This window comes from Providencia sp. PROV209, from assembly GCF_028479485.1.
GTDB classification, from domain to species: Bacteria; Pseudomonadota; Gammaproteobacteria; order Enterobacterales; family Enterobacteriaceae; genus Providencia; species Providencia alcalifaciens.
The window spans coordinates 37,665-53,327 of the sequence record NZ_JAMPNR010000024.1; the positions used below are offsets into that span (position 1 = coordinate 37,665).

The following is a 15,663-nucleotide window of genomic DNA, read 5'->3' on the forward strand; positions in this document are numbered from 1 at the left end:
TCAAGTTACAGTTTATCTGTGACTTGACGTTTTATGAGCGTATCTCTTTTTAAGACCAAGGAAATTCGTTAAACATGTCAGAAACCCAAGATGTGAATCGCGAACAGGAAATTCTCGACAATGCCGTAGCAGAAGGTGGCGCGTATGAAATACTGCGCAGGCGCCTGACAGAACAAGGGCAGCAACTTCATCAAAAAGCGGCGCAACTGAATGACAGCCGACTGACTGAATTTGGTCAAAGCCAGATGGACATCATCGGGCGTATCCGTGTTCGTACTGAAAATAATTGCCAAGCCAGAGACATTGTTCGAGTCGGCGATTGGCTACTATTTGGCTATAACGTTTTTCTTGGTTTAAAAAAAGAAACGCACATTGAAGATGTTTTTTCACTCTACCAGCTCACTGAAAATGAAGGCGATTTTGATGTAGATGCTGTTCCTTATGAAGGCACCTTCCTCAGTGACACCCGCTTTGTTCAGGATTTTACTGAGCTCTACACCTATTACAAAAACACGCAGTTACTTCAATTAGTCGAACGCGATGGCAAGCTGTTAGCGAGCTTTCAAATTGGTGATCGGTTAACGGATGTGCGGGTTTTCCGCTGGTCAATTTCCAGCGATAAATCGCGTATTGAATACATCGATAATCGCGGTGAACGAGACATTGCCTTACCGCCAACCAACGATTTCGAATGGGTGCGTACCACACGAGAAAACACCGTAAATGGGCGCTATCCTCATATCAATATTCTCGATACCGTCTTTGTAGAAACGATTGGCGGCGACCTGACCATCAAATGTGAAAACAACACGGAAGATGGGCTAGGCATATATCGCGAAGCAGTACTTGATAAAAACCAATCCCTTGATGACGCCCAAATTGAATACGCACAGACTGGCAGCCTGATTTTACTCAAAATCCTGCCATATCGTGAAGAAAGCTGGCGTTATTTGGTTTACAACATCCTGAACCAAACCGTTCAGCGTATCGACGCGATTGGACAAGCCTGTGTACAGCTTCCTGAAGATCATGGCATTATTTTCCCAGGGGGCTACTACCTGCAAAATGGGGAGTATAAAACCTTTGAGCAGCCAATGGATGGGATGCGCTTTCGTCGCTTACGTCGTTCGCCCAATGGGGAAGATGTACTATATGTGTTTTACTCCCCCAACCAAGGTCGTATCGCCCTTTTCAACTACAATCTGATTGAACGTAAACTTGCAGTCCCATTAATTGGGCATGGTTATGCCATGCTAGAAGATGGCAAGATGGTCTTGTTCGAAGGGGAAAGTGATGAAGCCACCCGCGTTCACCCCATGCAAGTATGGCAAACGCCTTTTTATTCTGACGAGTTTGCAGACAAACAACCCGCTCGCGGTGGTTTTCTTGGGCGTATTGGCAACGCAGATTTAGTCCGTGGAATTTCCGAAATTCTCCATATCGCCAAAGAAATTGACGGTAACCACGTGTCAGTTTCACGCTACGAACAACTTAGCCAACAACCCAAAAACTTGCTGGATATTTTCTACTGGTTTAATGACGAGCAGTGCTTAGGCATTGGCAAGTTATTAAAAGAAATAACCCAAACCAGTGAGCTGGTTCTCGACGAGTATGAAAAAGTCGAAAGTATCCGCCAGCAATCCGCAAAATCCATGAATGAGGCAATCACTCGCCAAAAATCCTTACTTTCCCTCACGTTACCGGAAGGATGGACGAATATTCAACAATTTGTGGATGGATTAAATGCCTTAAATACCCAACAAGGACACCTGATTTCCCTACGGGAATTCCGCTATATGGATCTCACGACCCTCAGTGAGATGGAAACAGAAATTACTGACGCTCAGCAGCGTGTTTCTCAAGCTACCGCACTGTTTCTTGCCAGTGATAAAGCTCTACAACCGTTAAAAACTCAGCTGGCTACCTTTGAAGAGCAAATAGACAAGGCACAGACGAGTGCTCAGTTAGACACGCCAATGAATGACATGGAAAAAATGTCAGCGGATTTGGATATGCTCTCTAACTTAATGGCATCGCTAAGTTTCGATGATGTGACGCTACAAACACACATCATTGACGCCATTTCACAGATTTATGCGCAATTAAACCAATCTCGCGCTCGTCTACAACAAAAACGCAAATCCCAAACTAGCGTTGAAAGTGTGGCTCAATTTGGGGCTCAATTTCGTTTGTTTAGCCAAGGGATCACTAACGCACTCTCCCTTGCGACCGACCCTGAACGTTGTGATGATCAGCTATCTCGATTACTGGTTCAATTAGAAGAGCTAGAAAGTCAGTTTAGCCATCATGATGAATTTCTTGATGATATTTTAGCGAAACGCGAAGAGCTGCTGGAAACGTTTGAGTCTCATAAACAAACGCTCATTGATGACCGCCAACGTCGTTCACAGAATTTACTCACTGCCGCAGACCGATTATTAGAAAGCCTTCAACGCCGCACTGTACGCTTGCAAAACCAAGATGAACTGAATGCGTTTTTTGCCACCGATCCACTGGCACAGAAAACCCGTGAAATCATCGAAAAACTTCGGGAAATCAACGATAACGTTAAAGCCGATGATATCGATGCAAGGCTAAAAGCTTCCCGAGATCAAGCTATTCGTATTCTGCGAGATAAAACCGACATCTTTGAAGATGGCGGTAACATCATTAAGCTGGGTCGCCACCGTTTCAGTGTTAATACACAAGAGCTTGACCTCACTATTTTACCGAAAGATAACCAATTGTGGGTCTATCTCACGGGCACCGATTTCCAAGAGCCGATTGATAACGCTGAACTCGCGACCTTACAACCTTACTGGACAGCAAACCTTGAGTCTGAATCCGACACCGTTTATCGCGCAGAATACCTCGCTTATTCCATCATCTATGCGGCCGCAAAACGCCAAGATGGTTTAGATTATGACACCCTAAAGAGTGCCCTTTCTATCCCCGAGAAAATGGATAAATTGGTTCGTGATTTCGCCGCCCCGCGCTATAAAGAAGGCTACGAAAAAGGGATCCATGACCACGATGCCATTGCTATCTTGAAAAAGCTGATCCCTATCGGTGAAAGTGCTGATTTACTGCGTTTCAATCCAACCGCTCGCGCTATTGCCGCCATTTTTTGGCAGCATATCCAAAATCAGGAATACCCTGCTCAGTGGCCTGAGCGAGCAAGAACCGCGATGAACATTCGTCACTTATTCAATAACGATGACGCACTTCTCGACCTTCAAGCAGAGATCGAAGCAGATATCAGCTTATTCTTGCAAGATAACCCCATTGATTGCCAACTTCACCAGCAAGCTCAAGCCGCAGAATATCTGAGCTTTGCCTTAGCCAGAACGCCAATTGAGCTGATATACAGTAAGTATGCACGAGACTTAGTGAGTGCACTGCAAACACGTTTAGAAGACGCGCATATGTGGTTGGATTTTAACCGTTCACAACAAAACCTTGGTACACGTTATGCCCCACGCTGGGCATTACTGCAAAATTGGCTGCAAGGGTTATGTTCTATCGAGGAGTTTGCCCACCTACGCCCTTATATTCCAGGTGCGATTGCGATTATTATCTTAGATAAAATGGCATCCGCACGTTATAGCGAAGCCGATTTATACTTTAAAGTCAGTGGGCTACTAGGCGATCACCCCACTATCCATAACCAAACTCTCTCGCTAAGTTTGGATGACTATTTCAGCCGAATGCGCGAACAGCGTAAGCAATTCATTCCTGCATTTCGTCAATACCAAGCTTTGCGCCAACGTATTGTCAGTGAAGAACGCAGCCGCCTAAAACTCCATGAGTTCAAAGCGAAACCACTCAGCTCATTTGTGCGTAATAAACTTATCAATGATGTGTATCTGCCGATCATTGGCGACAACATGGCTAAGCAGATTGGCGCCCTTGGCGAAAATAAACGTACCGATTTAATGGGGCTATTGCTGATGATCTCCCCGCCGGGCTACGGTAAAACGACCTTAATGGAGTACGCGGCTGACCGCCTTGGCCTGATCTTTATGAAAATTAATGGTCCAGCCCTTGGACACGATGTGCTGTCTCTCGACCCAGAGCAAGCCCCCAATGCCACCGCTCGACAAGAGTTAGAAAAGCTCAATCTTGCCCTCGAAATGGGTAATAACGTGATGCTGTATGTGGATGACATTCAGCACACTCACCCTGAATTCTTACAGAAATTTATCTCCCTGTGTGATGGAACCCGCCGCATTGAAGGGGTATGGAAAGATAAAACCAAAACCTACGATATGCGTGGGAAAAAATTCTGCGTCGTGATGGCTGGTAACCCATATACCGAATCTGGCGAAGTATTCAGAATCCCAGATATGCTGGCTAACCGTGCAGATATTTATAACCTCGGCGAGGTATTAGGCGGCATGGATGATGCTTTTGCACTGAGCTATATTGAAAACAGCCTGACATCCAATCCTGTATTAGCACCACTGGCGCTGCGTGATTTAAACGACCTATACTTATTGGTGGATAAAGCCATGGGTAAATCCGTTTCTACCAATGCGCTCAGCTACCCCTACTCCGATGCCGAAATTAATGAAATAACCGCCGTTATTTCCCGCTTGCTAAGCTTGCGTGATGTCGTGCTGAAAGTGAATCAACAATACATTGCTAGCGCTGCACAGTCTGATAAATATCGAACTGAACCCGCATTCCGCCTACAAGGTAGTTACCGGAATATGAATAAACTCAGTGAAAAAGTTTCGTCGGTCATGAATGATGATGAACTGGAAAGATTGTTGGATGACCATTATCTCGGTGAAGCACAGTTACTGACGACGGGTGCGGAAGAAAACTTACTCAAACTGGCAGAGTTACGCGGTAGACTCAGCAAAGAAGACTCCGCTCGCTGGCAAAAAATCAAGAAAGATTTCTTGCGAAACAAAGCATTAGGCGGTGATAATGCCGATGTGGGCGATCGCGTAGTAACCCAACTCGCTCAATTGGTTGAAAGTGTACAATCTCTTGGACATCGATAATGAAAACTTGGCTAAGCCCGCGCATTAAACTGCTTATTACTCTTGCGGGTTTACTGATAGCGATTCAAATCGTCAATAGCTTAAGTGGCTATTCACTTGTCAGTTTCGGCATCCAGCCGAGGACAACCCATGGGCTGATGGGGATTATTTTTGCCCCACTGATCCATGGCGATTGGGCTCATCTTCTCAGTAATTTGCCCCCATTACTGATTTTAAGTGCTTTACTCCTACACGATTCCATCCGGAAATACGCTTATGCCAGCGCCTTCATCATTGTGATTGGCGGTGCCATCGTTTGGCTTATCGGCAGAAATGCACTGCACATTGGCGCTAGTGGCTGGATTTTTGGGCTATGGGGTTTGTTAATTGCCCAAGGCTTTTTTCGCCGAAAATGGCTAGACATCGTCATCGCCCTGTTGGTGCTGTTTTATTTCGGTGCAATGGCAAGCGGACTATTGCCCGTTCATCAAAAAATTTCCACGGAATCCCATATTGCAGGTGCGATTGCAGGGATTGCCTATGCGTGGATAGCCAATAAAAAATCGAAAATAGCGCAATCTGCTAATTCTCCGAAGGGCGCGCCAAAGTAACTCGATATACACAACGCCCCGCGCCATCTAGTAGATATTGTTCCCGCTCAACATGGACGCTTTCCCCTAATACTTCACGGAATAATGCAAGCTCGGAGCGGCAAAAATTTTGACACGCGGTCGCCGCTGCGCAGATAGGGCAATGGTTTTCAATAAACAACCAGCCATCCTCATCATGCTCAACTTTTGCCATATAACCTTCTTCGCTACGCACCTCAGCTAATGCCGTTAAGCATTTCTCTAATGGTAACCCTTGGCAACGTGCTAAATATTTACTGCGACTCTCCGCTTCTCGCTGCTCAATCAGTTTTTCTAGCCCTGACTCACCAAAAATAGTTTTTACTGAATCTATTAACTGCAAGGCGAGCTGAGCATGAGTATCAGGAAAACGCTGATGCCCCAATTCTGTTAATACCCAATTTTGTCGAGGACGACCCGCACCTGACTGAGCCGTACATTGAACCCCCTCTACTAGCCCTAATGACGTCAACTTTTGGACATGCTGGCGAGCCGCTTCCCCCGTTAAATTCAGATCATCTGCAATGACGGAGGTGGAAATAGGTCCTTTCGTTTTAATGCAAAACAGCACCTTATCCACCGCCTGAGTCAGATTTAGATTATCAAAGTAATTACTTGCTTTATTCATAGTGTGATTTTATTATCCAAGTCAATACTTGGATAATACCTCTTTCTTCACTCTTTCGTCCAGCAGGTCTGTGTATGAGCAATAAAACTGTCACTGAACTCAATGAAACAGGCACCGAACAACAAGGAAAATGGGCCGATTTACTCAGCGGTACCAATGCATTATTAACTATTGCTCTCACGGGTGGCGTTGCATTACATGCCATTAATATTTATATCGTCACCACTATCCTACCAAGCGTCGTCAACGATATTGGTGGTCTTGAATACTATGCATGGAACACCACGTTATTTGTGGCGACTTCCATTATTGGCTCAGCCTTATCCAGTAAAGTTCTGGACAGTTTGGGACCTAAATGGGCTTATCTCTTTGCTCTAGCGCTATTTTCCTTCGGTTCTATTTGGTGTGCATTATCACCTTCAATGCTGACGTTATTAGGGGGGCGCGCCTTGCAAGGACTGGGCGGTGGAATGTTGTTCGCACTTAGCTATGCGCTGATCCGGATTGTCTTTACGCCAAACTTGTGGTCTCGTGCCATGGGGGTCATTTCCGGTATGTGGGGGATCGCGACACTTTGTGGTCCCGCCATTGGCGGAATTTTCGCGCAGGGCGGTCATTGGCGCTGGGCTTTTTGGGCTTTACTGCCCGTCGCTGTTTTACTGGCAATCATTGTTATCAATCAACTACCTAGAAAAAAAAATCAACAACCACAGTCAAATAAAATTCCAGTTTTAGCTATTTCACTCTTGGTTATTTCCGTGCTTGCCATCTCAATCGGTAGCTTATCAGAAAGCTTACTCAGCAATCTTGTTGGCTTACTCATCGGTATTGCCTTGCTTATCACCATTGCGTTCATTGATGGAAAAAATGGAAAGCGTTTACTCCCTACAGGGGCTTACTCCCTGAAAACTCAACTTGGGATGATCTTCCTGACGATGTGCCTGCTAGTGGGAGGAATGACTACAGAAATTTATGTGCCTTATTTCTTGCAAACCATTCACCAGTTTTCGCCTTTGATGGCGGGGTATTTAACCGCAGTCATGGCGGCGGGTTGGACGGTGGGCGCATTACTGAGCGCCAATAAAACGGGCGCTATTGTCCTGCGTATTCTCAAGATGGGTCCGGTCATCATATTTATATCATTGGTTATTTTAGCGATACTGACACCCAATTTAGCATTAGTGGACTCTATGCTGCTGTTTGCTCTCTATTTACTCGCCATGATGGGGGTTGGTTTAGGCATTGGCGTATGTTGGCCACATTTGGTACTGCGGGTATTTAAGGCTGCGCCAAAAGGAGAAGAAAACCTCGCCTCTTCCTCTGTTATCACTACTCAATTATATGCGACCGCATTATCCGCAGCATTAGTGGGTGTGGTGGTCAACAATAGCGGGTTGATTAGCCCTGGAGGGTTAGTCGGAGCTCAACAAGCATCTGTATGGCTATTTGCTCTGTTTGCTATTAGCCCATTCTTGGCAGCAATTTTAATTCGCAAAGTTAAATAATTAAGTCGCTGAAGGATACTCAAACGTGAGTATCCTTTTCTTATATTAACTATTTTTTAAATAAAAATAATGGATTAGATATCATTCTATTAAGATGCTTATTGGTTTTGATTTCGATAAGCGACAAACATTCAGGACCATGCAGTACTTTTTGTTGATTCAAGCATGTTTGTTTAAATGCTGGTTCAAACAGATTTAACCGCACATACTTCTCGTGTAATTCAGGGTGCTCTTCCTGATATTCATGAATATTATCCGCAACCAATCGCCAGAAATCATCCTCATCTAAGCATTGGTTTTTATCTAAAATAACAGCCATATAGCGGAAGAAATAGTCGAATGATTCAGTCCAAAAGTGTTCAATTTTCTCACTGTCTAACATAGTGTAAGCGCGTTCAACTAGTGCCTCAGGTAACTCACCTTCATGGTTTAAAATACCGACCTCTTCCGCAATGTCCTTCATGAAAATGCCGGCAGGTTTGTCCTCTTCAATAATCAAAATAACGTTTTCACCATGAGGCATAAATACAACATCGTAAGCGTAGAAGAGATGCAATAGCGGCGATAAATAGCGTTTTAAATACTCACGTATCCATTCTCGCCCAGACAGACCGGATGCTTTGATTAATTCAATAAGGAAAGATGTACCGTGGTTATCAATATGGAGTAATGACGCCATGGTCATTAATCGCTGATTTTTATCGATTTTATCATATGGATTTTCTCGCCACAGTGCGGACAACATATGTTTTTGAGGTGATTCCTCAGTGATGACCCTTTCAAACAAAGTGTCACGGTATCCTATTGCGGCAACTTCTTTCAGTAGTTTGAAATTTTTATCAATCAAATAAGCATCTTGTGAAAATATGTTATCGAGACTTTCATTAACTGCCGGTGCCGTTTTCATTGCATAGGGGGAAAGCCCGCGCATAAATCCGGAATTAAAAATCGAGATGGCTAGCTTGATATAACGCTTATTTGGCTGACTGACATTGAACAGTGTTCGAATCGATTGCTGGGCCTTATAAGAATCAGAACTTATTCCTAAGTAAATAATTTTTTTACGAGCAATATCAGCTGCAAATCGAATTAAGACCTTTTCACGCCACTGCCACTGATGCACTGGCATCCAGTAGTAATCTTCGTTCAACACCTCATTCTGTTGAAGTACTTCATTGAAATGACTAATTTCCTCTTTAGAGAGCTCTGAATGGATTAAATCTTGGTAATTTAATGAGGAAATTGCACTGAACGTAGCTTTCTCTTTATAAACCGCAATCCACACAACATGTTGTTGAGCGCCACATTCTGGGGAATATTTAAGAGAATCAATGAAATCAAACCCATTGCACCCTTTATTGGCGACTAAAACGGGATGCCCTTCATCCATCGTAGATTCTATTAATTGATAATCGGCATGTATTAGTGCTTCGGCGTTAAGGCGATCCGCAGTTCGCTTATAGGCCCAACTGTTTAATGTCGAGATCATTTCATCAACATGTATGGGTAGTAGCGATTTATCTACCTCTAAAAACTCAAATAATTCAATGAACAGTTCTAAGGCATCAATAGGAACTTCTTGTTCTTGTTTATATTTTTTAATGGAATCGAGACAAATATCTAAATGCTCTAAGAGATACTTCTTCGCTTTGAAATGATAGCGAACCTGTTGGCTATCAATCTTAAAAACATAATTATCTTCACCGATTAATATCGGTGTGATAATTCTTTCATGGGTAAGCTCCGTTAGGAGCTTCTTTGTCATCATTTTGTTCGCCGCGAGCCAACTTTTTTGAGTCAAGTAATTATCACGGAAAATTAAACTATCACATTGTTCTAATTGCATAAATACCCTCATTTCTCATTCTTACCAGATTGAAAATGCAGAGTAAGTAAAATGCGATAGATAGACCATTTTAAAGGGTGTTAGATATACATACTTATTAGATAATTTTGAAATTAATGAAAAGTGCGCTTTTATTTAGCGCACTTTGTTCTCAATTTTTAGACCATATTATTTAGGCAATATAATTTAGACAACATTGCTTAGGCTGTACGCTTTTGGCGAAAGAAAAACGGCAACACAACAATACTCACCACCAGCACGATTATCGTGGCAATCATGACAGACATAAATGCGCTATCAAATGCCATACTCGCCTGATTTACTAAGAGATTTGCACTATCTTGCGGTAACCCTTCTGCCACAATTAACGCTTCATCGAGGCTATCGTAAGCTTTATCCGCGACAGATAGACTTTCGGGTAATGTTAACTTCGACGTATAAATTGCGGTCATCAACCCCCCCATAAACGTGACGCCCAGTACACTACCTAACTCATAAGCGACTTCCTCAATGGAGGCGGCCATCCCTGCTTTTTCATCTGGCGCATTCAGCATAATAGTGGTGGAAGCCGTGGTAAAAATGGCACCGAGCCCAAAGCCAACGCAAAATAAAAATGACAGTAACACAATGCCTGTAGAGGATTTGAACACCCACGTTAACCCTGCAACACCAATTAGCGTACAAGTGAATCCCAAAATCATCATCAATTTGGCACCGACTTTATGCAAATACATACCCGCTAAAGGCGCAGCGAGTACCGATGCGATAGGGATCGGAATAATGTACAACGCAGCCTCAAATGGGGTATACCCAAGAACCAACTGCAAGCGCTGGCTCAACAGCAATTCAACCCCCACAATAATAACCACAGACAAAATTGCCATCATAATCCCTGCAAAAAATTGCGGGTCACTGAGCAACTTGAAATCCAGCATGGGTTTTTCGGCGGTTAACTGTCGACGGCTAAAAATGACCAAAAATACAATGCCTACCACAGCCGCTATCAGCAACGTAAACCAATCAATATTCGGTTTACCCAGCTCTTTTAAGGCATAAATTGAGCCAATCAAGCCTACCAAAATAAATAAAGAGCCTAAATAATCAATAGGTTGATTAGAATTCTTACTACTTTTCGGAATTAAATAGAGTGCAAAAGGGATCACCAACAGAACCACTGGTACGTTGATCAAAAATACAGAGCCCCACCAAAAATGATTAAGCAATATACCACCAACTAGGGGTCCTATAGCCGCACCACCGGATGCCACAGCAGACCAAATACCAATCGCCAGCGCTCGCTCTTTAGGATCTAAAAATACTTGGCGAACAATTGCTAACGTCGCTGGCATACTAATCGCAGCACCGACCGCTAAAAAACCACGAGATAAAATTAAGCTGAATGCTGTTGGTGAAAATGCTGCACACAAAGAGGCAAGTGCAAATAGAGGCAATCCAAGTAGAAACATAAATTTATGCCCTACTTTATCACTTAACATTCCCGCAGCAGGTAAGAGACCTGCCACGACTAACGGATAAGCATTCATAATCCATAATTTTTCAGATGCTGTTGCACCTAAATCATGGGTTAACTTAGGTAACGCGGTATATAGTACGGTGACATCAATGACGATGAGAAATAACACACTCGACACTAATAGGAGGATAATCCAACGTTTATAATCTGTTATCATAAAATCTTCTCAACTTGTTTAATTGATCACCTTGATGGATGATCGTGTTACAATATAATTCCATACGTACGTATTGAAAAGAGGTTTTTTTTAAATGGGACGTCAACGAACGATTGATCGTGAGAAAGTGCTGGAAGCAGCAGAAGAGATTGTTATCAAACAAGGTGCTACTGCACTCACGATTGATGCAGTCGCCAAATCAATGGGGATTTCCAAAGGTGGAGTCCAATACTGCTTTGGTAATAAAGAAGCGTTAATTGATGCGATGTTTGAACGTTGGGGTCACTCTTATGATGAAATTTTTAACCAAAAAATCGCGGAGGATAATTCCCCTGAGGGTCGCGTAATCGCCCACATGAAAGCCACTGCCGATCACGATAAAACCAGTATTGCCAAAGGTGCTGCGTTAATGGCATCACTGCTTCAGACGCCTGAATATTTAGAAAGTACTCGTAAGTGGTATCGAGAACGTATTGCAAACTTAGATTTATCGACTGAAAGGGGTAAACGTGCCCGACTGTTATTTTTAGCCACTGAAGGCGCCTTCACGTTACGCTATTTTGGTTTAATGGATATCGATGACGAAGAATGGCAGGGGATTTTTACCGATATGATCAGCGAATTTAATAAGCCTTAATCGCAAGGCATATATTGCTATATGCCTCTACTTGATTGTTATTTGTTATTTCTTATTTTTTATCGTAAACACTCGGTACAAATACATTTCGTTCGATCATTTTTTCAATTTGCTTGTTCAAAATGGTTTCGCGATAGTGTTTATGATTACCCTGTGGCTCATTCAGATACGTATTTTTTGGGTAGATTGGATTTTCATAAATGAGCTGGGCGCATTCAGTTCGAATATCTTTCAGCCAGTTACTGACCGAAGCATTCGCGCGATGATAGCGCATCGCTTCAATGTCAATCACCCCGTAAACATAGGTTGACCCGTTAGTATCTTCTTGTTTACCAACAATTTTACCTTTGTAGTCGACTATCAGTGAACGGCCGCCACCACAGTCAATAGGCGCTTGCGTGGTTGGAAACATATACATTGAGCCAATATTAGGCGCGACAACATAGAAGTTATTTTCCAATGCTCGGGCACGGTTGGATATCTCAAACAAGTCATTTTCAGTAAATGGTGTCGGTAATGATGCTCGATACACCACTTCAGCTCCATTTAATGCCAGACCTCGACCATTTTCAGGAAAATTTCCTTCCATCGCCATCATGATCCCTAAACGACCAATTTCGGTATCAACAACAGGCCAAAAAGACTGTAATGAGCGTCCATATTTTTTAATCCACTCATCATACAGATCATGAGGAGATGCCGACCGCTCACAGGGCAGTAAAGAGGACATTTTATGGTGTTTCAGAATAATGTTACCTTTCGGGTCAATAATAAACCCGACGTTAAACATAATTCCCGGCCAATCAGGATCACGTGTTTTCGCCTGCGCCATGATGTAAACATTTTGAGATTTCGCTAACTCACCTAACCTATCGGTTTCTGGGCCTGGGATATCAATAGCCCCGTCTTTTAAGAATTCCGCAATAGGCAAATCCAGCGCTTCATCATTGAAGCCTTGTAATGCACCCTCCGGGAGGACGAGTAACCTCACGGGAAGATCTAATGAAGATAGCCACAGCGCACCATGGGATAGCTCTTCAAGATGGTCGATATTTTTCATAATATCGCTACGCGTTTTTATTCCCCACGTTGTTGGCACTAAACCCACTACACCATATGGCTTTATCATAATAATTCTCCGATTTTATTTTCGAGTTACCTGCATTTTGCATTGTTCAAAAATCAAACTCATCGAATATTATTCATATGTTAATTTTATGTCAAATATATATTAATTTTCATTTTATGGATATTTACGCTTAGTTTCATCACTATTCATAACTAATATTTCAATTAAAAATTTAAGCTATAAACATATTAATAACCTGCTATAAACCCTATTTATTACAAATATAACCTAACGTTACTTTTGTTTTATACAGTTGCAAATCAATTTGTTACGTAATTTTAAATCTTTTTAATTTCTGCATGAAAGTAATATAGGAATACATTTTCATTTATAAAATAAAAGGAGAAATAAATATAAATCTTAAGATTTATTAATATTTAATACAAAAACAAAAAATGCATGAAATATCCGCTTACTGCATTTATTGTACATTTCATTAACATTTCTATTGTGATTTAACTTAAAAAAGTAAAGTGTATTGTCGGCTTTTCAGATTTAAAAAATATACGTACTTGCCATTAAAAAAATATCGATCGAATAACGATTAGAGAGTGATTTATGACAATACAAACATCTGAAATTACATCTGTATCCTCAAAACGCACGACCTTTAAAGTCATGCTGGTTTGCTGGCTAAGCATTTTATTTGAAGGTTATGACGTCGGGGTTATGGGTGCGGTTTTACCCACACTCTCTGAATATAAAGAGTGGAATTTAACCCCAATTGAATTAGGCGCCTTGAGCAGTTATACCCTCGTGGGAATGTTCTTTGGTGCTTTTATTATCGGAACGTTAAGCGAGTTATATGGTCGACGACGCATGCTATTAATCTGCGTTACGCTGTTTTCGTCCACCATGTTAGCCACCGCTTTAGCGCCAACACCTTGGTTTTTTGGATTAATGCGATTTATCGGTGGTATCGGTCTTGGGGGGGTTATTCCTGTCGCTGCCGCCCTCACAATAGAATATTCCCCAACCGAAAAAAGATCGTTCAACTATGCCATCATGTACTCGGGCTATTCACTCGGTATTTTATGTGCTGCACTCGTTGCTATCGCTATTCTTAGCCAATTTGGTTGGCGTGGCGTGATGATAGTCGGTGCTTTACCCTTGCTGTTAATCTGGCCGATGTCTCGCCTGTTACCTGAATCTATTGAATACCTCAACAATCGAGGGTTACACGATAAAGCGAAAAAATTGGCTGAAAAGCTTGAAGTTACCTATCACGAACCTGTGAAACACGAAAAACAAGCTTCCCGCAGTTTAAAAGAAGTGGTTGCGATTATCTTTTCCAAAGACTACCTACGAGCAACTTGCTGTTTCTGGGTTGCGCTGTTTTGTGGTGGTTTCATTGTTTACGGGCTCAATACTTGGCTACCCTCCATTATGCGTAAAGAGGGTTACGATCTGGGCTCCAGCTTAACCTTCTTAGTGGTGTTCAGTTTGTCTTCAGCACTAGGTGGGTTATTCCTCGGGAAAGTCGCCGATAAATGCGGCGCTAGAGGAACTGTTGCGTTCTTCTTTATGCTTGGCGCTATGGGTATTGGTTTGATGGTATTTAAACAAAATATCTATATGAACTATTTACTTGTCGGTCTTGCTGGGATTGGCTGCATTTCTGCACCACTCATCCTAACGGGCTATGTTGCGCATTTCTATCCATCAAGCGTACGGGCTTCTGCAACCGGTTGGACAATGAGTATTTCCCGTGTAGGTGCCATGTCTGGACCGATGTTTGGAGCGTATATTGCCAGCTTGGGTGTCGCAAGTAGTTGGAACTTTGCAGCATTCTCAGCCGTAACCGTCATTGGCGGTATTGCTGTCATGCTACTTCCTAGTAAGCGTCTATAGATAATAGATAAAAAATCCCCTCTACCATTGAGAGGGGATTTTTTATCTATTATCTATTCAGGATTATCACCAAAAACGGTTAATTTGCTCACGCAATGCTTCAGCCGTCGCTTTTCCTTTTTCCCCGACCAACGCTCGACCGGCAATAAAGGCTTTCGCTTTGATGCCTTCAAAAAGGTGAATATCTTCTGGCACAATACCGCCTGTTATCGACAATTCGAGACCTAAATCAGAAAGTTGGCGCATTTTGGTAAGATCTTCAGGCCCCCAACCGACTCCGGCTAATTCAGCATCACGGGAACGGTGGTAAATCGCCTGTTTGATCCCTAAATCCACCCAGCGCTGCGCATCGTCTAATGTCCAATTACCATACAGCTCAATTTGAATTTCACGCTTAAATTCATCCGCCACTTTTTTACACGCAGTGATGGTGGCAATATGCGCGGCCGCAGAAACCGTGATCCAATCGGCTCCGGCTTCGAATGCCATTTTGGATAAAATAGCGCCACCATCTGTCGTTTTCATGTCACACACAATAATGTGGGATGGATGATTACGACGCAGCGTCGATACCGCATTCATTCCTTCGGCAAAAGCTAAAATGGTACCAATTTCAATTACATCAACAAAAGACTCAACGTTATTAGCGACTACCAGCGCATCTTTCAGATTCGTTTGGTCTAATGCAATTTGAATTAAAGGTTTAGTCATTTGATTATCCTAGTGTTTTAGATTAATTCGGAGATTTCATACATA

General features: G+C 42.7%; 10 protein-coding genes. 5 read left to right on the forward strand and 5 right to left on the reverse strand.

Going from position 1 to position 15,663, the window contains the following annotated elements; translation table 11 throughout:
- The first annotated feature begins 74 nt into the window (after window positions 1–74).
- Both PR795_RS16635 and PR795_RS16640 read left to right on the forward strand, forming a co-directional pair.
- Window positions 75–5,012 carry a DNA repair ATPase gene (locus tag PR795_RS16635; RefSeq protein WP_181480412.1) on the forward strand — a complete coding sequence of 1,646 codons (4,938 nt, stop codon included), beginning with the start codon at window positions 75–77 and terminating at the stop codon, window positions 5,010–5,012.
- On the forward strand, window positions 5,012–5,602 hold the full coding sequence (locus tag PR795_RS16640; protein ID WP_006660629.1) for a rhomboid family intramembrane serine protease: 591 nt from the start codon (window positions 5,012–5,014) through the stop codon (window positions 5,600–5,602). The genes PR795_RS16635 and PR795_RS16640 overlap by 1 nt, the downstream gene beginning before the upstream one ends.
- Here the strand turns inward: PR795_RS16640 and PR795_RS16645 are convergent.
- The gene (locus PR795_RS16645; protein ID WP_006660630.1) at window positions 5,574–6,248 is read right to left on the reverse strand and encodes a helix-turn-helix transcriptional regulator; all 675 of its coding nucleotides are present in this window, start codon (window positions 6,246–6,248) and stop codon (window positions 5,574–5,576) included. The two genes, PR795_RS16640 and PR795_RS16645, sit on opposite strands and share 29 nt — an antisense overlap.
- Window positions 6,249–6,322: 74 nt before the next feature.
- On the opposite strand from PR795_RS16645, the gene PR795_RS16650 reads away from it, so the two are divergent.
- Window positions 6,323–7,753 (forward strand): MFS transporter, encoded by a 1,431-nt coding sequence (locus tag PR795_RS16650; RefSeq protein WP_181480414.1) that lies wholly within the window; start codon window positions 6,323–6,325, stop codon window positions 7,751–7,753.
- Between the two features lie 49 nt (window positions 7,754–7,802).
- Here the strand turns inward: PR795_RS16650 and PR795_RS16655 are convergent, their stop codons facing one another.
- Both PR795_RS16655 and PR795_RS16660 read right to left on the reverse strand, forming a co-directional pair.
- A complete protein-coding gene (locus tag PR795_RS16655) occupies window positions 7,803–9,599 on the reverse strand; it encodes an IucA/IucC family protein (protein ID WP_272516957.1) in 1,797 nt (598 codons plus the stop codon).
- A gap of 200 nt (window positions 9,600–9,799) precedes the next feature.
- Window positions 9,800–11,290, reverse strand: coding sequence for an MFS transporter (locus PR795_RS16660; RefSeq protein ID WP_036966955.1), 1,491 nt, complete (start codon window positions 11,288–11,290; stop codon window positions 9,800–9,802).
- A gap of 94 nt (window positions 11,291–11,384) precedes the next feature.
- Between PR795_RS16660 and PR795_RS16665 the strand changes: the two genes are divergently transcribed.
- The gene (locus PR795_RS16665; RefSeq protein ID WP_006660634.1) at window positions 11,385–11,927 is read left to right on the forward strand and encodes a TetR/AcrR family transcriptional regulator; all 543 of its coding nucleotides are present in this window, start codon (window positions 11,385–11,387) and stop codon (window positions 11,925–11,927) included.
- 52 nt (window positions 11,928–11,979) lie between these two features.
- Here PR795_RS16665 and PR795_RS16670 read toward each other — a convergent pair whose 3' ends face one another.
- Window positions 11,980–13,056, reverse strand: a complete 1,077-nt coding sequence (locus PR795_RS16670) for a nitrilase-related carbon-nitrogen hydrolase (protein ID WP_006660635.1) — start codon at window positions 13,054–13,056, stop codon at window positions 11,980–11,982.
- A 558-nt stretch (window positions 13,057–13,614) separates the two neighbouring features.
- Between PR795_RS16670 and PR795_RS16675 the strand changes: the two genes are divergently transcribed.
- Entirely contained in the window at window positions 13,615–14,907 is a 1,293-nt protein-coding gene (locus PR795_RS16675) for an MFS transporter (protein WP_006663261.1), read from the forward strand.
- Window positions 14,908–14,973: 66 nt separating this feature from the next.
- Here PR795_RS16675 and PR795_RS16680 read toward each other — a convergent pair whose 3' ends face one another.
- Entirely contained in the window at window positions 14,974–15,618 is a 645-nt protein-coding gene (locus tag PR795_RS16680; protein ID WP_006660637.1) for a 3-keto-L-gulonate-6-phosphate decarboxylase UlaD, read from the reverse strand.
- Window positions 15,619–15,663 lie beyond the last annotated feature (45 nt).